This window comes from Clostridium nigeriense (genome assembly GCF_050585265.1).
Classification (GTDB): Bacteria; Bacillota; Clostridia; order Clostridiales; family Clostridiaceae; genus Clostridium; species Clostridium nigeriense_B.
The window spans coordinates 30,783-50,002 of record NZ_JBNOOE010000011.1 but is presented as its reverse complement, the minus strand read 5'-3'; the positions used below and the strand labels follow the sequence as shown (position 1 = coordinate 50,002).

Sequence of the window (19,220 nt, the reverse complement as noted above, 5' to 3'; positions counted from 1 at the left end):
ATTTAAAGAATATACTATATTATATCTGGAAATTCATTTAAAAAATCATAAACACAACGAGTTACGCCTCCAAATAAATTTGATTTACCATCTAATTTATTTTGTAGTAGGGTAACATCCTTAGAAAAAGTGGATTTAATTTTATGATTAATTAAATTCAAGTATTCAGGTATATAGTCTATTAATTCACTATGTATAAATATATTATCTGGGGCAAAATAGTTGAATATATTTGTAATTCCTATGGCCATAAGCTCTATGTTATTTGAAATAGTCTCAACAGCCTCTTTATTATTAGAATTATATAAATCACAAAGAGCTTTCACTGTTTGAATTTTTAAGTTTGATTTCTCATTAAAATCTTCTAATAAAGCTGGAATAGAGCAGTATTGCTCAAAACATCCATTATTTCCGCATGGACATTTTTTCCCATTTGGAATAAGAATCATATGTCCTACTTCACCTGCACGTCCTTCAAATCCTGTATAAAGCTTTTCATTAATTATAATTCCAGCACCAATACCAGAATGAACATTTATAATAATTGAGTTTTTTAGTTGATCTATAGAGTTTTCAAATTCTCCAATAGCTGCTAAATTAGATTCATTTTCTAAGTGGAAGCTAATGCTTGGAATAATATTAGACAACTCTTCTTTTAGATTTATCTTATCTAGGTCATAATATGGAGTAAATTTGATATTATCATTGAACACTCTACCATGAATTGCAAGGCTAACACCAATTAAGCCATAAATATATCCATCTATATAATTATCTAAAGACCTAATAATATCAATAATAATATTAACAACATTATTTTTATTAACTGTTTTTTCAAATCTATTATAAGCCAATATATTTTTATTTAGGTCAGTTAGTAAAAAACTTACGTAATCTATTCCTAAGTCTATTCCTAAGCTTAAACCAGCCTTATCATTTAATTTGAGAAGAATAGGTTTTCTTCCACCGCTAGAACTACCATTACCTGTTCCAATTTCTGAAACTATTTCTTTTTCTATTAATAAGCTAATAATTTCCGAAACGCTAGCTTTATTTAGATTTATAAGCTTTGAAATCTCAATTCTAGATATATTTGGTTTATTATAAAGTAAATTTAATATTTCAACTATATTGGACTTCCGAATGTTAAATTTGTTTTCCATAGTATACCATCCTTATTGAGTGTTTATAAATAATATAGCATAGCAAATTAAAAAGTTCAAAATCAATAGTTGGATAAAAATTGAAAAAACCTCTATGTAAACATTGACATTGAAAAAGAAAGGGTGTACCATTAGGTTAGATAGGAAAACTAACTAATTAAAATTTATGGGGTGATTATATGGAATTCTTTAATAATATTGAAAAAATTAAATATGAAGGACCAAAAACAGATAACATATTTGCATTTCATCACTACAATCCAGAAGAGGTAGTTTTAGGAAAGCCAATGAAAGAGCATTTAAAATTTGCAGTTGCTTACTGGCATACATTTAATCAAGATGGATCAGATCCATTTGGAAAGGCTACTAATATAAGAAATTGGAATACAAAAGATCTAATGGAAACAGCAAAGAATAAGGTTGATGCTGCTTTTGAATTCTTTGAAAAGTTGGGAGTCGAATATTTTTGCTTCCATGATATGGACGTAGCTCCTTTTGGAAATAACTTAGAGGAATTCTTCAATAACTTAGATGCTATCACAGACTATATGAAAGAAAAGATGGACAAGACTGGAATTAAACTTTTGTGGAATACAGCAGATAGACACTCTAATCCAATATACGTTAATGGGGCTGCTTCAAGTCCTAATGTAGATGTTTATGCGATTTCAGCAGCTCAAGTTAAAAAGGGAATTGATATAAGTAAAAAATTAGGTGGTAAAAACTTTGTATTCTGGGGTGGAAGAGAAGGATATGAATGTTTCTTAAATACAGATATTAAGTTTGAAGAAGAAAATATAGCAAGATTATATAAAATGGCAGTAGCGTATACAAAGAAAATTAATCATAAATTAACTTTCTTAATTGAGCCAAAACCAAAGGAACCAATGGCACATCAATATGATTTTGATGCTGCAACTACATTAGCCTTCCTTCAAAGATATGATTTAATGGAAGACTTTAAACTAAATATTGAAGCAAACCATGCAATGCTTGCAGGTCATACTTTTGAGCATGAATTAAATATAGCTAGAAATTATAATGCTTTAGGTTCAATTGATGCTAACCAAGGCGATTCATTATTAGGATGGGATACAGATGAATTCCCAACAAATATATATGATACTACTTTAGTAATGATAGAGATCTTAAAAAATGGTGGATTACATGATGGTGGTATAAACTTTGATGCTAAGGTTAGAAGAAGTTCCTTTGAACAAGAAGATTTGTTCTTAGCACATATAGCTGGAATGGACACTTATGCAAGAGGCTTAAAGGCAGCAGCAAGAATAATAGAAAGTGGATATTTAGATAATCTTAAAAAGGATAGATATTCATCTTATGAAAATGAAGTAGGCAAGAAATTATTGAATGGTGAAACTAATTTAGAAGATTTAACTGAATATGCACTATCAGTAAAAGAAGTTAAGAATAAATCGTCACATATAGAATATGTAAAATCTAAATTAAATGATCTAATATATTAATATAGAAGTAAATGGGGGAGGCAAGAGTCTCCCTCATTTATTAAAATAAGGGGGATGTTTTATGGAATATGTTATAGGTTTAGATTTAGGAACAGGATCTATTAAGGGAATAGCTTTAAGTAGAGAAGGAGAAGTTATATTAAAGTATTCAGAAAGCTATTCTTTATATAACAGTAGGGAAGGGTACTCAGAGCAGGAGCCAGAGGATTGGTATAATGCTTCAGTTAAAGTTTTAGAGAAAATAACTAGAAATTTAGAGGGACATGATTTAAGAGCTATAAGTATATCTGGGCAAATGCATAGCTTAGTATTATTAGATAATGAAAATAAACCTATAAGAAGAAGTATTCTATGGAATGATACAAGAACTACTAAGCAATGCCAATATATCATGGATAATTTTTCAGACAAAATAATTGAAATTACAGGGAATAAAAGTCTAGAAGGATTCACACTTCCAAAGGTATTATGGGTAAAGGAAAATGAACCTGAAAATTGGGACAAAACTAAAAAATTCTGTTTACCTAAAGATTACTTAGTATTTAAATACACAGGGAATATATGTACAGATATCTCTGATGCAGCAGGAACTCAAATGTTAGATGTAAAAGAGGGAAAGTGGTCAGAAGAAATAGCAAATTTTTTGAATTTAGATTTAGAGAAGTATCCTAAGATATATAATTCAATTGAATGTGTAGGAGAATTGAATGATGAGTTAAAGAAAAAATTAAATGTTAAAGGAAGTGTAAAAATATTCCCAGCTGGTTCTGATAACCCATGTTCAGCTTTAGGGTCAGGAATAATAAATAAAAATAGAGATTTATTGAGTATAGGTACATCAGGAGTATATTTAAAATATGAAGAAGGATATAAGAATTATGGTGGAAAACTTCATATGTTTAATAATGTGATACCAAATAGCTATTATTCTATGGGGGTAACTCTTTCTGCTGGAGATTCACTAACTTGGTTTAGGGATACATTTGCAAAGGATAAAAGCTTCGAGGAATTATTAAGTGGTATTTCTAATGTTAAAGAAGGATCTAATGGATTATTATTTGCTCCATATATAGTAGGTGAAAGAACTCCATATACAGATAGTAAAATTAGAGGAACATTTATAGGAATAGATAAAAGTCATGATTTAAATCATTTTGCAAGAGCAGTTATTGAAGGAATAACATTCTCATTAAAAGATTGCTTTAGTATTTATGAAGATGATAGTGATAGAGATATAATTTCAGTAGGGGGAGGGGCTAAGTCTAAGGATTGGCTTCAAATACAAGCAAATATATTTAATAAAAAGATAATATCTTTAAAAATAGAAGAGGGTCCATCCCTTGGAGCATCAATTATTGCAGCTGTTTCTTTAAAGTGGTTTGATTCATTTGAGAAAGCTGTAAAGGTAATAGTAAAGGAAAAGGAATGTTATTATCCAAATAAAGAGTCAGTACAAGCATATAAAGAAGTTTATACTCATTATAAAAGAGTATATGAAAATATAAAAAATATATAAAAAGCTGAGGAAACTCAGCTTTTTTTGAAATAAAATAATATTGTTTATCAATAAAAATATATTGATAAATATAAAAACAGATGATATTATTTCATTAAGGGGTGATAATTATGAAAAATAATAAAATGAAATTAATTTTAGCAATTTATGATTTGTTTTTAGCATTAGGAGCAATTTATTGTGGTATTATAATGATATCAGGAAGGTTTGGTGAATACCCACAAGAATGGTTATCTAGGGTTCCTTTTACAAATTGGATTATTCCAGGAATTATTGCAATAGCTTTTTATGGATTAGGTAATTTAATAGCAGGAATTTTTAATTTATCTAAAGAGAATATGGGGATAATAATTTCATTTATTATGGGATTAATATTTCTTGTAAGCTTACTAATATCAATAAGAGTATTAGGAGATATATATTTAGCAACAGGTGAATTTATTATTCTTAGCATTGTCCAAATATTATTATCAATAATAGCATTTATAATTTATATGAGTAAAAAAAATAGTTTAGTATAGAAATTTTAAATAAGTATTTGGATGTATGATAATTATATAGATAGATTGATTTTTATAAATTTTAGTATTATAATATTTAAGTAAAATACGAATAATTATTGGGAATGAAGTTCTCCCATGAGAAATCTAAACCGTCAAGTAAGACTAATGACTTCTATGATTTTAATCGTAGAGCCATAGTCTTTTTTTATTTTTTAGAATTAATTATTAGAAAGGTGACATAAGATGAGAAGTTTTAAACTAGCTATTTGTACTATTATAGTTTCAATTATAATGGGGGTTATATCAGCAATATTTTTAAAATCATTAGAATTAGTTACAACACTAAGAGGAAGTTTTCCTTATTTAATTTTTTTAATTCCAGTAATAGGAGTACTAACAGCATATACATATTCAAAGTATGGAAAAGGCTCTAATAGAGGGAATAATTTAATTATTGAAAGTGTTCAAAAGGATGTAAAAGTTCCTTTCAGAATGGCAATTTTAACATTTATATTTACTGTGTTAACTCACTTAGCTGGTGGATCAGCAGGAAGAGAAGGTACAGCAGTTCAAATAGGAGGAACTTTAACTAATAAGATAGCTAATACTTTTAAAATGGAGCATAAGGCAAAAAGAGTTTTAATTATGTCTGGAATAAGCGCTGCCTTTGGTTCAGTATTTGGGACTCCACTTGCAGGAACATTTTTTGGTATGGAGGTATGCTTTATAGGAAAGCTAAGTTATGAAGCAATGATATATTGTTTTATTGGGTCTTATACAGCTAATTTTGTTACAGAATCATTAGGTATAAATCATTCAGGACATATAATAAAAGCAGTTCCTAATATTTCTTTATATACATTATTAATAGTAATAGTATCTTCAATTTTATTTGGAGTTTTTGGAAGACTATTTGCCAAAGGAATTCATTTAGTTAAAGGCTTTTATAGTAAAAATATAAAAAATAATATATCTAGAGCAATAATATCATCAACAGTAGTTTTATTAGTAATTATAATATTTAGGTTATATAAGTTTGAGGGATTAAGTACTTGGCTTATTGATAGCGGTTTTTCAGGAGATGTAACTATTTTAGATCCAATAAAGAAACTAATATTAACTATACTAACTTTAGGAGCTGGATTCCAAGGGGGAGAAGTTACTCCATTATTTGATATAGGTGCTTCATTAGGTGGTGCTATAGGTAACTTAACTAATCTAGAACCTTCATTACTAGCAGCTATTGGAATGATTTGTGTTTTTGGAAGTGCCACTAATACTCCAATTACTACTATTATGTTGGGAATTAATTTATTTGGATCAGAAGCTGTTCCGTATTATATAATTGGGGCATTTATTAGTTACCATATAATAGGTCATAATGGAATTTATGGAGCGCAAGTTATTAAGACACCTAAGCTAAAAAGATTTGAAAAACATAAAGGGATATCTTTAGAAAATGCAGAAAAGGAAGTGAAATAATCACTTCCTTTTGTATTAGAATTCAGATTGTCCTGTAGTTCTTGGGAATGGGATTACGTCTCTGATATTTGACATACCTGTAATGTACATGATAAGTCTTTCAAAACCTAATCCAAATCCAGCATGCTTAGTTTCGCCGTATTTTCTAAGCTCTAAATACCACCAGTAATCCTCTTCTTTAAGACCAAGTTCAGCCATTCTCTTAGTTAAGATATCGATTCTTTCTTCTCTTTGGCTTCCACCTATAAGCTCTCCGATTCCTGGAACTAGTAGATCAGTTGCAGCAACTGTCTTTCCATCATCATTTAATCTCATATAGAAAGCTTTTATATCTTTTGGATAATCAGTTACAAACACTGGTTTCTTAAAGTGTTCTTCAGTAAGATATCTTTCATGTTCTGTTTGAAGATCGATACCCCATTCAACTGGATACTCAAACTTCTTATCAGCTTTCTTTAATATTTCAACTGCTTCAGTATAAGTTACCTTTCCAAAGTCAGATGATACTACATGGTTTAATCTATCTAAGATTCCTTTATCAACAAATTGATTAAAGAATGCCATTTCCTCTGGACATTCAGCTAAAACATATTCTAAAACATATTTAAGCATATCTTCAGCTAATTCCATATCATCTTGTAGATCAGCAAAAGCAATTTCAGGTTCTATCATCCAGAATTCAGCTGCATGTCTTGCCGTGTTTGAGTTTTCAGCTCTAAAAGTAGGTCCAAAAGTATAAACATTTCTAAATGCTAAAGCATAACATTCAGCGTTTAATTGTCCAGATACTGTAAGGTTACTTTCTTTTCCAAAGAAATCTTCTTTGAAGTCAATTTCTCCACCTTCAGTCTTTGGAACATTGTGTAGATCTAAAGTAGTTACTCTAAACATTTCTCCAGCACCCTCAGCATCACTTCCAGTTATTAATGGAGTATGAGTGTAAACAAATCCTCTTTCTTGGAAGAATTTGTGTATAGCATATGCAGCTACTGAACGAACTCTAAATACTGCTGAAAATGCATTACTCCTTGGTCTTAAGTGAGCTATAGTTCTTAAATATTCAAAAGTGTGTCTCTTCTTTTGAAGTGGATAATCGGAACTAGACATTCCTTCTATTATAACTTCCTTAGCTTGAATTTCAAAAGGTTGCTTAGCTTCTGGAGTAGCTACTAAAGTACCTATAACAGTAATTGATGAGCTAATAGGTAATTTTGAAACTTCTTTAAAGTTTTCAATTTTGTTATCAAAAACAACTTGCACATTCTTAAAGAAAGTACCATCATTTACTTCAATAAATCCAAAAGCATTAGATGCTCTTAATGTTCTTATCCAACCAGAAATTGTAATTTCTTTAGATAAATATTCTTCTTGATTTCTATAAAGTGATTTTACATAAACAACTTTACTCATTTCATTTCCTCCTAGTTAAATTTGTATAATAAAAAAACCTTTCATCCCAAAACAAGGGACGAAAGGATAATTTCGCGGTACCACCCAGGTTGCTATAAATAGCCACTCATCTGACACTAAATAATGTCATTCAAGATATAACGGTTTGAATCCGTCTAAGTCTACTTAAATAAAAATTATTTTATAAATATAATAATTTTTTACTTGTTCGGTTAGAAACTCAGAGATGTTCTTCACTAAAGGCTTCGTATAAGGCTTTCACCATTCCTTACTCGCTAAGACTACTTCCATATAGCTACTCTTCTCGTCATAGTAATAATAGTATATACAGTTTATTAAGATTTTACATCAATTTACTAACATTTGCAACTTTAAATCATAAGATAATTTTAGGAAATAAATTAGGGGGAGTTAAATGAGTGATAAAGATTATTTAGAGGAAAAATTTATCGAATTAAATAAGCTAAAAAGCATGTTAATAACATATCCAGAAGAGTATAAAAATAGTTTAATGGAAGTTATGGAGAGAGTATGTAATCAAATAGATGCATATCTTAGAGATAATGGAAAGCAAAAAAGAGATAAATATTTTATGTGGAGGCACTAGGTTAGTTTAAAGAGATGAAGTAGATAAAGCTTCATATGATTTATATTATAATGATAACTTTATTGAAAGTATTTTTTGTATAGAAAAGTATGATGAAAAAATAAAAAATTCAGCTAAGCTGAATTTTATCCTTTAGTATAGTAGTAGATAGATATTATATTCTGGCGACTTGGAGCGAATGCGACGGAGCAAGGAATATAATATCTATCTACTTTTTTACTCTTTTCCGCTTTCATAAGATGCTATTAATTGTGCAGGAAAGCTAAGCATTTGAGCATCTTTAACTATTCTTTTATATTCATATTCTAATTCTCTAAACTTAACAGCAACAGTTTTATCTTCTTTTATTTCTATTAAAACATAAGTAGCATTTGGACGACCAATCTTAGGTTTGCCGACACTTCCTGTATTTATAAATACTTTATCACCAAATTTCTTATAAGAAGGAATATGAGTGTGAGCGCAAACTAAAACATCTTCCTCTAATGATTCCATAATTTTATTAGTATTTTCCCCAGCTTCAAATAAATATTCATTTATTTTATTTGGGCTACCGTGGGTAAACTTAATTTTTACTCCATTAATATCATAATTTAATTCAGTAGGAAGTTGAGATAAATAGAATTTATTTGAGGCTCTAACTTCTTCAGCGGCCCAAGGGAGTGCAAAGGAGTTAATTGAAGTATCTCTTATAAATGTAAAAGCTCCATCTACTACAGAGGCATCGTAATTTCCTTTTATGCAAGGCATTTCTCTTCTTTTTATTAAAGATACAACTTCGTTTGGATGAGGACCATATCCTACTAAGTCACCAAGGCAAACTACCAAATCTACTTTTTGTTCATCTATATCCTCTAAAACCTTCATTAGTGAATATATATTTCCGTGTATATCTGAAATTGCAGCTATTTTCATAATCAATCCTCCTAAATAAATATATTTAATTATATCACTATAAATTATTGATATAAATAGATATTATTTTGTTCATGAGTTATATTATAGGTATAGATATAAATAGAGGTGAATTAATTATGAAGACAAATAGAGTAAATAATGTATTAAGAGAGATGTCAAATCAAGGCTTAAATCAAATGCTAGTATCATCACCACCTGCTATATTTTATTTAACAGGAAAGTGGTTTTCCCCAGGAGAAAGAATGGTGGCTTTATATTTAAATACTAACGGAAATCATAAACTTATTGTTAATAAGTTATTCCCGGTTTATGAGGATTTGGGTGTTGATTTAATTTGGTATACAGATATTGAAGATCCAATACAAATATTATGCACAGTTGTGGATAAGGAAAGCGTATTAGCTGTGGATAAAAATTGGCCAGCACATTTTTTAATTAAATTAATGAACAATAATGGAGCAAAGGCTTTTGTTAATGGGTCTTCGATTATAGATAGATTAAGAATGATAAAGGATGCTGAAGAAATAGATCTAATGAAAAAATCCTCAGAAATAAATGATAAGGTTATGCTTGAACTTTGGGATAACTTAAAGGAAGGAAAAACTGAAAAGTACTATGCTAGTCTTTTAGCTGATATATATGAAAAACATGAAGTTAACGAATTTTCCTTTTCACCTATAGTTGCAGTTAGTCCTAATGGGGCAGATCCTCATCATCATTCAGATAATACCACTATAAAGAAAGGGCATAGCATAGTTATAGATATTGGAGGAGTTTATAATTCTTATTGTTCTGATATGACTAGAACTATCTTCCTTGGTGAAGAGCCAAGTGAAAGACATGCAGAAATATATAATATAGTTAAAGAAGCTAATTTAAGCGCTATAAGAAAGGTTAAAGAAGGAGTTAAGTTCTCAGAAATAGATAAAGCTGCAAGAGATTATATTGAAAATGCAGGATATGGAGAGTATTTTACTCATAGAACAGGACATAGCATAGGAATAGAAGATCATGATTTTGGAGATGTAAGTTCAACTAATCATGAAGAAGTTAAAGAGGGAATGATATTTTCTATTGAACCTGGTATATATTTAAAAGATGATATTGGAGTTAGAATAGAGGATTTAGTTTTAGTTACTAAAGATGGATGTGAAGTTTTAAATTCAGTAACTAAAGATATAACAATAATTAAATGATAAAAAGGAGCTGTAAAAAGCTCCTTTTTAAAAATGTAAAATGATGAATTACTAGAAATATATCTACTTTAGAAACGTCGTAAGGAAGTTTCTTCTTTAATTTTACATTATTCATTCTACATTGTGTGAAAGCACATTTCTATATTTCTTCTATTATTTTATTCATAAGCTTAGTAAATGTTTCTTTTACTTTAGCTGAAGTTTCCATAACTTCTTCATGGTTTAGAGGTTGATCTAAGATACCTGCAGCCATGTTAGTTAAGCATGATATTCCAAGAACTTTCATACCAGAATGTGCGGCAACAATTACTTCTGGAACAGTTGACATACCAACTGCATCTGCCCCTATAACTCTAGCCATTCTTATTTCAGCAGGAGTTTCATAAGTAGGACCACTAAACATCATGTAAACACCTTTCTTAGTATCTATTTTTAATCCACTAGCAATTTCTTCTGCCTTTTTTATTAATTCTGGAGTATATGCACTAGACATATCAGGGAATCTTGGTCCAAATTCCTTAAGATTAGCACCTATTAATGGATTAGCTCCAGAGAAATTAATTTGGTCTGTTATAATCATTAAGTCTCCAGGTCTATAGTTTGTGTTTACTGAACCAGCTGCATTAGTAACGATAAGTTTTTCAACACCTAGAAGTTTCATAACTCTAACAGGAAAAGTGACTTCACTTAACTCATATCCTTCATAGTAGTGGAATCTTCCTTGCATAGCTACAACACATTTTCCGTTTAACATACCTATAACTAATCTTCCTGCATGGCCTTCAACTGTTGATATAGGGAAATGAGGAAGTTCTTCATAAGGATAAAATTCTGGATTTTCGATTGAGTCAGCTAATGAACCAAGACCAGAGCCAAGTATCAACCCAATTTCAGGCTTATACTTAGATTTTTTTATAATAAAATCTGCAGCATTTTTAATCTTCATTGATAAGTTCATAAAATCACCTCTATAAATAAATTTATTTTTATCAAATTAGTATTGTATTGTAAATTATAAATTAAAATTAGATAAAAAGAAACACATAAAGCAAACAATATCAATATTATTAGTAGAGTAGTAAAAAGATATCCAGAACTCTATAAAAAAATTAACAGCTAATTATTAAGATTAACTAGCTGTTAGTAAAAAATAATATTATTTTTTTAGTATAATATCTGCTACCTTAACAACATCCCCTGCACCTATAGTTAAAATTAGGTCATTGTCTGAAGCTTTAGTTTTTAAGTATTTAGCAGCTTCTTCATGACTGTGAACATTAGTACAGTTTATACCTTTAGCTCTTAATGCATCACCAAGTTGATTTGATGATACAAGCCCGGTATCTTTTTCTCTTGCTGCATAGATATCCATCAGTAAAAGTTCATCTACATCATCAAAACAAGTAGTGAATTCATTGAACAAAGTTTTAGTTCTAGTATAAGTATGTGGTTGGAATACTGCATATATATTTTTATGAGGAATTATCTCAGCAGTATCTAATGTAGCTTTTATTTCAACTGGATGATGAGCATAATCGTCTATTATAGTTGCTCCATTAAACTCGCCTTTATATTCAAATCTCTTATGAGCACCCTTACATTCCTTTAAACCTTCTACAATTACATTATAAGGAATATCAAATATTAAGCTTACACAAATAGTTGATAAAGCATTTAAAATATTATGCTTTCCAGTAGTACTTAAAGTTACATCAAATAATTCTTTTTCATCCTTACAAACAGTGAAAGTTGCACATCCCTTATTATTAAAGGAGATGTTAGTAGCTCTTACATCACCAGCATTTATTCCGTAGCTAATTGTATTACATTTAGCTTTCTTTAATATTTCATTTACATTTTCATCTTCACAATATCCAATTAAGTAACCATCTTCAGGAATTATATTAGAGAATTTCTCAAAGGTTTCCTTTATATGATTTAGATCTCTATAATAATCTAAGTGGTCAGCATCTATATTTAAAATAATTCCTATATAAGGGTAGAACTTTAAGAATGATTCTTTATATTCACAAGCTTCTGTTACAAAGTATTCACTATCACCAATCTTAAAATTACCATCTATAACATCTAATTCTCCCCCAACTAATATTGTAGGATCTAAATTAGCTTTTAGAGTTACGTGAGATAGCATTGATGTAGAAGTAGTTTTTCCGTGAGTACCAGCTACGGCAACATTATATTTATGACCTTTCATAATGAATCCTAAGAATTCAGCTCTATCTAAAAGTTCTATATTTTGATTTTTAGCTTCTATTATTTCAGGGTTGTCTGATGGTATCGCAGCTGTGTAAACTACTAAGTCAACATTTTTTATATTATCTTTATTATGACCTATGTAAATTTCTGCACCTTCATCTTTTAATTTATTTGTAATTTCGGACTCTTTTGAGTCAGATCCAGATACTTTATAGCCTTTAGTTAATAAAAGGGCAGCAAGACCGCTCATACTAATTCCGCCAATGCCTATAAAATGTATTTTTTTATTTATATCTTTATTTAGATCGAATGACAAAATACCAACTCCTTTTATATTAAGAAAAATTTACAAATTTAATCTTAAATAGTTTTCACCTTATAATTATATACAAATTTAAGAAAATGAACACATAAAAAAGTTATATATTATATAAATTGGTGAATTTTTATTAAAAATTTTATAATTATAAGTATTTTACAGTATTAGTGATTAAAATCTATTGATATTGAGAAAAATATAGAATAAAATATGAATATTAGATGCTTGAAACTAACAAATAATTCGGAAAATAATAAAAATGTAGGTGATATATTTTGGAAAAATTAAGCAGAAATAGTAGAGTAGTTGCTATTACGAAAATTTTAACTGAAAATCCTAATAAGGTTATAGGACTTAATAAATTTTCGGATTTATTAAATGCAGCTAAATCAACTATTAGTGAAGATATAGTTATAGTGAGAGAAATATTAGAAAAACTTGAAATGGGAAAAGTTGAAACTATTTCTGGGGCAGCTGGGGGAATAAAGTATATTCCAGGAATAGAAAATGAAAGTATGAAGAAATTTGCGGAAAATCTTTGTGAAATGTTAAAAGATAAAAGTAGAATAGTTCCGGGAAATTTTATTTATGTGACAGATTTAATGTACAATCCACAAATTGTTAGTAAAGCTGGGGTTATATTATCATCAGTATTTTATGATAATAATGTAGATTATGTAGTGACAGTTGAAACTAAGGGTATTCCTCTGGCATATGAAGTTGCTAGGAATCTTGGTATCCCTTTGGTTATTATTAGAAGAGATAATAAGGTTACAGAAGGTTCAACAGTTACAATTAATTATGTATCAGGAACTAGTGGCAGAATTCAACAAATGTCATTATCAAAGAGATCTATGAAACCAAAAAGCAAATGTATATTTATAGATGATTTCTTAAGAGGTGGCGGAACAGCTCAGGGAATAAAGGATCTTTTAAATGAATTTGAAAGTGAATTAATAGGAATTGGAGTATTAATTGATAATATAGGAGTTACTCAAAAAAGAGTAGATGAATATATTTCTATAGTTGAACTTAAAAATTTAGAAGATGAACAAGGGTTAGAAGTTAGACCTTCGAGCTTAATATCAGATTAAAATAAAGCTACAAGAAGTTGCTAAAATTTTAAATTTTTAAAAAATTTAAAAAAATTCAAAATAAAAAGAGGATTTTTACAATTTTTATAGAATTTTATATCTATATCATAGCGACGGAGGTGTAGTGCAATGACAATAACTGATGTAAGAATTAGAAAAATAGCTTCTGATGGAAAAATGAAGGCTATAGTTTCAGTTACATTTGACAATGAATTTGTAGTTCATGACATTAAGGTAATAGAAGGACAAAATGGATTATTTATAGCCATGCCAAGTAGAAAGACTCCAGATGGAGAGTTTAAGGATATAGCACATCCAATAAACACTGACACTAGAGAAAAAATTCAGGCATCAATCTTAGAAGCTTATGAAAAAGCTAAATTAGAGGATGAATCAGAAGTAGTGGTTGGCTAATATGAACTAATCAAAAATAAAAGGGATATCCCTTTTATTTTTTTGCCCTACTTTAGAATATATATGTTATAGACTTAAAAAGTGATTAATATAGCCTTATATAAGGTTGAAATAGTACCATCAATACAATATAATAGAATGAGATGTTTACGAACGTTTTTTGAGAAAATGATAAATTTGTCCTTAAATTTTTATAGTGAGGTGGATTATATGTATAAATGTGCATTAATTTTAGCAGCTGGTCAAGGAACTAGAATTAAATCTGATTTACCAAAAGTTTTACATAAAGTTTGTGGTAAAGAAATGGTTAATCATGTTATAGACACTATGAGAAAAGCTAAAATAGATGATATAGATGTGATAATAGGAAAGGGAGCAGATTTAGTTAAAGAAAAAACTGCTTCAAGAAATATTATTTATTCATTGCAAGAAGAACAATTAGGTACTGGTCATGCAGTAAAATGTGCTATTGATTTCTTGAAAAATAAAACAGGTGTAGTAGGGGTATTTGCGGGAGATGCGCCTTTAATTAAGCCTGAAACTATAGAAAATTTATTTGAAACTCATATAAAAAACAAAAACTCTGCTACTTTATTATCTTCAATTGTCGAAGATCCAACTGGATATGGAAGAATAGTTAGGGATGGAGATGAAGTATTAAAGATAGTTGAACATAAGGATTGTAATGAAGAAGAATTAAAAATAAATGAAATGAATGCCGCAATATATTGCTTTGATATTGAAAGTTTATTAAACTCACTAGAAAAGTTATCTAATGATAACAAACAAGGAGAGTATTACTTAACAGATGTTATAGGAATACTAAAGGCTGAAGGAAAGAAAGTTGGAGCATTATCAATAGATTATGAAGAAACTATTGGAGTAAATTCAAGAGTTCAACTTGCTGAAGCTGAAGAGATATTAAGAAGAAGAATAAATAGAAAGCATATGGAAAATGGAGTTACATTAATTGATCCTAATTCTACTTATATAGGTGATGATGTAGAAATTGGTAGAGATACTGTAATATATCCAGGAAATGTGATAGAAGGAAATACTAAAATTGGTGAAGGAGTATTACTTTATCCAAATTCAAGAATTTCAAATAGTATAATTTTTAATAATGTAGAAATTCAATCTTCTGTTATTATTGATAGCCAAGTTGGTGAAGGAACTACTGTTGGTCCATTTGCATATATAAGACCAGAATCAGTAATTGGAAGTCATGCTAGAATAGGGGATTTTGTTGAAATTAAAAAATCAAATATAGGAAATAATACAAAGGTATCTCATTTAACATATATAGGAGATGCTAAAGTAGGGGAAAACTGTAATTTTGGATGTGGAACAGTAGTAGTAAACTACGATGGTAAGAAAAAGAATACAACTATAATAGGAAATAATAGCTTTATAGGATGTAATACAAATTTAGTATCACCAGTTACAGTGGAAGACAACACTTATATAGCAGCAGGTTCAACTATAGTTAATGATGTTAAAGAAGGTGAACTTGCAGTTGCTAGAGCTAAACAAAGGAATATTGAAGGTTGGGTAGCTAGAAGTGGGCTTACTAACAAATAGTTATTTAGATAAACAAAAGTGCCAAAAAATTTAAGGAGGTCTTCATATAATGATAACCCATGGAAAAAATATAAAAATATTTACTGGAAATTCACATCCAGAACTAGCAAAAGAAATTGCAGACATTTTAGGATTACCACTTGGTAAATCAAAGGTATCAACATTTAGTGATGGAGAAATATCAGTTGATATAGGAGAAACTGTAAGAGGAGCTGATGTTTTCTTAGTTCAATCAACTAGTTCACCAGTTAATAATAACCTAATGGAACTTTTAATTATGATAGATGCATTTAAAAGAGCTTCAGCTGGTAGAATAACAGTTGTTATGCCTTATTATGGATATGCTAGACAAGATAGAAAAGCAAAATCAAGAGATCCAATTACAGCAAAATTAGTTGCAGATCTTTTAACTGCTGCTGGAGCACACAGAGTATTAACTATGGATTTACATGCAGCTCAAATCCAAGGATATTTCAATATACCAGTTGATCATTTATTAGGATCACCAATATTAGCTAAATATTTTATTGAAAAGGGATTTGATGATCAAGAGGATGTAGTAGTTGTATCACCAGACTTAGGAAGTGTTACAAGAGCTAGAAAGTTTGCTGATAAATTGCATGCACCAATAGCAATAATTGATAAAAGAAGACCAAAGGCAAACGTATCAGAAATTATGAATATTATAGGTGATATAAAAGGTAAGAGATGTATCCTTATAGACGATATGATTGATACAGCAGGAACTATAGCAAATGCTGCTAATGCATTAAAGGATTTAGGAGCTAAGAATGTATATGCTTGCTGTACTCATGGAGTTTTATCAGGACCAGCTTTTGAAAGAATAAATAATTCTGCAATAGAAGAATTAGTTATGTTAAATACTATAAAGCTACCAGAAAAAGATGATTTAATTAAATTTAAAGCTTTATCAGTAGCACCTTTATTTGCAGAAGCAATAAAGAGAATTTATGATGATGAGCCAATAAGCAAATTATTCGAATCTTAATACATAGTAGGATAAAAAGCCTCTAAGAAGCAAAAACTTTTTAGAGGCTTTTTATTTTTATCACAATAAAATTTAATTAATAATTTGTTACAATTATTAATTATGTTTTATAATTGCTATAAAAGTAATCAAAGGGTATTTAAATCAATTATAATAATATTAAGGATGGTGTTATTTTTATGGATAATAGATTAGGAAGAGTATTAATTGTTGATGATGATGAAAATATATGTGAAGTTATAAATATGTACTTACTAAGTGCTGGATATGAGACTAGACGATGTCATAATGGAAAAGAAGCATGCAACTTATTTACAGATTTTAAACCGGATATAGTCCTTTTAGATATTATGCTTCCAGGGATAGATGGAATAGAAGTGCTAAAGTGGATTAGAAAAAATAATGAAATTCCAGTTATAATGTTAACTGCAAAGGGAGATACATTTGATAAGGTGCTAGCATTAGAGTTAGGTGCTGATGATTATGTTGTTAAGCCTTTTGAGCCAAAGGAATTATTAGCAAGAGTTAAGGCTGTTATGAGAAGATACAATTATGATGAAACAAGCACAGAAATTATAAATTATTCTGATTTAGTTGTAGATGCAAATTCATATAATGTTTTATATAGGGGTATAGAGATAAAGATGCCACCTAAGGAATTTGAATTACTTTATTATTTAGCTAGTAATAAAAATAAAGTGTTCACAAGAGAACAATTGCTTTGTGAGGTATGGGGATATGATTATCCTGGAGATTCAAGAACCGTAGATGTTCATATTAAGAGGTTAAGAGAAAAAATAAATGGTGGAGAAAATTGGCAAATAGAAACTGTTTGGGGAGTTGGATATAAATTTGAGGTGAAATAAATGAGAAAGAAAAGTGTAATATATAAACTTTTAATTACCTTTTCGTCTATTACCTCAGCAGTCTTAATATTAGTGGGAATGTTTTTAACAACCATGATATATAGAGAGTATTCAAATCAAGAGTATGAACGTGCAAGCAAATATATAGAAATAATAGAAGAAGCTACAACTGAATTTTTAAATGAAAATAATGAATTGGGTTATGAAGAATTAAAAAATGCTATGAAGATAATTAAGGTTTCAGTAGATATGGATTCAATAATATTAGATACTCAAGGTTATGTATATGTAGTTTCTGACGATAGCTTATCTTATTTAAAATACACAAAAATAGATATCTCTAGCTCTGAGATGGATTTATTAAAATCAGGTAATGTGATAGAAAAGGATTTTGTTACTAAGTCAAATAAAAAGCTTAAATCTTATTATAGGCCTTTAATAGATAACAATAATTTTAATGGAATTACTATTTTAATAGAAAATTCAAAGGAATCTGGGGCATCAAAGTTATTCACTATAATTTGGTTGGCTGTATTAAGTGCTGTAGTATTATCTAGTATAATTGCTTATTATTTTGCTGAAAAAATATTATTGAAACCTTTATCTGAAATTAATAATGCAGCTAAGAAATTAGCAAAGGGTGAAGTAGAAAAAAGAGTACATATAGATTCTGAAGATGAAATTGGTGAACTTGCAGACTCTTTTAATATAATGGCAGAATCTTTAGAAAAAGTTGATACTGTAAGAAGAGAGTTTATTTCAAATGTTTCTCATGAATTGAGATCACCTATAACGTCAATAAAGGGATTTATAACAGGTATTATAGATGGAGTAATTCCAAGGGATAAAGAAAATTACTATTTAAATATAGTTAATGATGAAGTAGGAAGACTTTCAAGATTGGTAGCAGATCTTCTTGATATATCATCTATGGAATCAGGAAAGTTTAAACTAAGCATTTTGAGGATTGATATTAATGAAATAATAACTCTGTGTATATTAAATTTACAGGGCAAAATAAAAGAAAAAAATATAAATGTAGAAGTTATTTTTAGTAATAACCATGAGTATTGTCTTGGAGATAGAGATAGAATAATACAAGTTGTTACTAATCTTATGGAAAATGCTATTAAATATGGAGAAGAAGATGGAAGAATACAGATAGAGACCTATGCTAAGGGAGAACTTGTTTATGTAAGTATATTTAATAGTGGACCAACTATATCTAAGGAAGATATAAATAAGATTTGGGAAAGATTCTACAAAGTAGATAAGTCTAGAACAAATAAAGTTAGTACAGGATTGGGATTATCAATAGTTAGATTAATATTAACACAACATGACCAAGATATTTGGGTTAATAATATTCCTGAAAAAGGAGTAAAATTTACATTTACATTAAAAAGACAGAGTAAGTAAATTTCGTATTGAAGGAGTG

At 29.0% G+C, this 19,220-nt stretch carries 17 protein-coding genes, 1 riboswitch and 1 other annotated feature; of the genes, 12 read left to right on the top strand and 5 right to left on the bottom strand.

Annotated features, from left to right (window positions below):
* Nucleotides 1-14: 14 nt before the first annotated feature.
* Nucleotides 15-1,163 carry an ROK family transcriptional regulator gene (locus tag ACQPVP_RS11245; protein WP_430849974.1) on the bottom strand — a complete coding sequence of 383 codons (1,149 nt, stop codon included), beginning with the start codon at nucleotides 1,161-1,163 and terminating at the stop codon, nucleotides 15-17.
* Nucleotides 1,164-1,342: 179 nt separating this feature from the next.
* Between ACQPVP_RS11245 and xylA the strand changes: the two genes are divergently transcribed.
* The 4 genes from xylA (at nucleotide 1,343) to ACQPVP_RS11225 (ending at nucleotide 6,151) form a co-directional block, all read left to right on the top strand.
* Nucleotides 1,343-2,650 carry a xylose isomerase gene (xylA, locus tag ACQPVP_RS11240; RefSeq protein WP_430849973.1) on the top strand — a complete coding sequence of 436 codons (1,308 nt, stop codon included), beginning with the start codon at nucleotides 1,343-1,345 and terminating at the stop codon, nucleotides 2,648-2,650.
* Between the two features lie 61 nt (nucleotides 2,651-2,711).
* On the top strand, nucleotides 2,712-4,166 hold the full coding sequence (xylB, locus tag ACQPVP_RS11235; RefSeq protein WP_430849971.1) for a xylulokinase: 1,455 nt from the start codon (nucleotides 2,712-2,714) through the stop codon (nucleotides 4,164-4,166).
* 110 nt (nucleotides 4,167-4,276) lie between these two features.
* Nucleotides 4,277-4,687 carry a hypothetical protein gene (locus ACQPVP_RS11230; RefSeq protein WP_430849970.1) on the top strand — a complete coding sequence of 137 codons (411 nt, stop codon included), beginning with the start codon at nucleotides 4,277-4,279 and terminating at the stop codon, nucleotides 4,685-4,687.
* A gap of 91 nt (nucleotides 4,688-4,778) precedes the next feature.
* A riboswitch (Fluoride riboswitch) is annotated at nucleotides 4,779-4,851 on the top strand.
* 61 nt (nucleotides 4,852-4,912) lie between these two features.
* Nucleotides 4,913-6,151, top strand: a complete 1,239-nt coding sequence (locus tag ACQPVP_RS11225; RefSeq protein WP_430849968.1) for a chloride channel protein — start codon at nucleotides 4,913-4,915, stop codon at nucleotides 6,149-6,151.
* Between the two features lie 15 nt (nucleotides 6,152-6,166).
* On the opposite strand, the gene asnS is transcribed toward ACQPVP_RS11225, so the two are convergent.
* On the bottom strand, nucleotides 6,167-7,561 hold the full coding sequence (gene asnS, locus ACQPVP_RS11220; protein ID WP_430849966.1) for an asparagine--tRNA ligase: 1,395 nt from the start codon (nucleotides 7,559-7,561) through the stop codon (nucleotides 6,167-6,169).
* A gap of 51 nt (nucleotides 7,562-7,612) precedes the next feature.
* Nucleotides 7,613-7,881: a binding site (T-box leader), on the bottom strand.
* A gap of 95 nt (nucleotides 7,882-7,976) precedes the next feature.
* On the opposite strand from asnS, the gene ACQPVP_RS11215 reads away from it, so the two are divergent.
* Nucleotides 7,977-8,168 carry a hypothetical protein gene (locus tag ACQPVP_RS11215; RefSeq protein ID WP_430849965.1) on the top strand — a complete coding sequence of 64 codons (192 nt, stop codon included), beginning with the start codon at nucleotides 7,977-7,979 and terminating at the stop codon, nucleotides 8,166-8,168.
* A gap of 216 nt (nucleotides 8,169-8,384) precedes the next feature.
* Here ACQPVP_RS11215 and ACQPVP_RS11210 read toward each other — a convergent pair whose 3' ends face one another.
* Complete coding sequence (locus tag ACQPVP_RS11210; RefSeq protein WP_430849963.1) at nucleotides 8,385-9,083, bottom strand: metallophosphoesterase family protein; 699 nt, start codon at nucleotides 9,081-9,083, stop codon at nucleotides 8,385-8,387.
* Nucleotides 9,084-9,202: 119 nt separating this feature from the next.
* Between ACQPVP_RS11210 and ACQPVP_RS11205 the strand changes: the two genes are divergently transcribed.
* Nucleotides 9,203-10,282 (top strand): M24 family metallopeptidase, encoded by a 1,080-nt coding sequence (locus ACQPVP_RS11205; protein ID WP_430849961.1) that lies wholly within the window; start codon nucleotides 9,203-9,205, stop codon nucleotides 10,280-10,282.
* 139 nt (nucleotides 10,283-10,421) lie between these two features.
* Here ACQPVP_RS11205 and ACQPVP_RS11200 read toward each other — a convergent pair whose 3' ends face one another.
* Both ACQPVP_RS11200 and murC read right to left on the bottom strand, forming a co-directional pair.
* Nucleotides 10,422-11,240, bottom strand: coding sequence for a purine-nucleoside phosphorylase (locus tag ACQPVP_RS11200; protein WP_430849959.1), 819 nt, complete (start codon nucleotides 11,238-11,240; stop codon nucleotides 10,422-10,424).
* 198 nt (nucleotides 11,241-11,438) lie between these two features.
* Nucleotides 11,439-12,815 carry a UDP-N-acetylmuramate--L-alanine ligase gene (gene murC / locus ACQPVP_RS11195; protein WP_430849957.1) on the bottom strand — a complete coding sequence of 459 codons (1,377 nt, stop codon included), beginning with the start codon at nucleotides 12,813-12,815 and terminating at the stop codon, nucleotides 11,439-11,441.
* 278 nt (nucleotides 12,816-13,093) lie between these two features.
* Here murC and purR point away from each other — a divergent pair, with 278 nt between their 5' ends.
* The 6 genes from purR to ACQPVP_RS11165 all read left to right on the top strand — a co-directional run bounded on the left by purR (nucleotide 13,094) and on the right by ACQPVP_RS11165 (nucleotide 19,201).
* Entirely contained in the window at nucleotides 13,094-13,912 is an 819-nt protein-coding gene (purR, locus tag ACQPVP_RS11190) for a pur operon repressor (protein ID WP_430849955.1), read from the top strand.
* Nucleotides 13,913-14,041: 129 nt separating this feature from the next.
* The gene (gene spoVG, locus ACQPVP_RS11185) at nucleotides 14,042-14,326 is read left to right on the top strand and encodes a septation regulator SpoVG (protein WP_430841539.1); all 285 of its coding nucleotides are present in this window, start codon (nucleotides 14,042-14,044) and stop codon (nucleotides 14,324-14,326) included.
* Nucleotides 14,327-14,536: 210 nt separating this feature from the next.
* The gene (glmU, locus tag ACQPVP_RS11180) at nucleotides 14,537-15,907 is read left to right on the top strand and encodes a bifunctional UDP-N-acetylglucosamine diphosphorylase/glucosamine-1-phosphate N-acetyltransferase GlmU (RefSeq protein ID WP_430849953.1); all 1,371 of its coding nucleotides are present in this window, start codon (nucleotides 14,537-14,539) and stop codon (nucleotides 15,905-15,907) included.
* Nucleotides 15,908-15,956: 49 nt separating this feature from the next.
* A complete protein-coding gene (locus tag ACQPVP_RS11175) occupies nucleotides 15,957-16,916 on the top strand; it encodes a ribose-phosphate diphosphokinase (protein ID WP_430849951.1) in 960 nt (319 codons plus the stop codon).
* A gap of 179 nt (nucleotides 16,917-17,095) precedes the next feature.
* On the top strand, nucleotides 17,096-17,782 hold the full coding sequence (locus ACQPVP_RS11170; RefSeq protein WP_430849949.1) for a response regulator: 687 nt from the start codon (nucleotides 17,096-17,098) through the stop codon (nucleotides 17,780-17,782).
* Nucleotides 17,783-19,201, top strand: a complete 1,419-nt coding sequence (locus ACQPVP_RS11165; RefSeq protein ID WP_430849947.1) for a HAMP domain-containing sensor histidine kinase — start codon at nucleotides 17,783-17,785, stop codon at nucleotides 19,199-19,201.
* The last annotated feature ends 19 nt before the right edge of the window (nucleotides 19,202-19,220 follow it).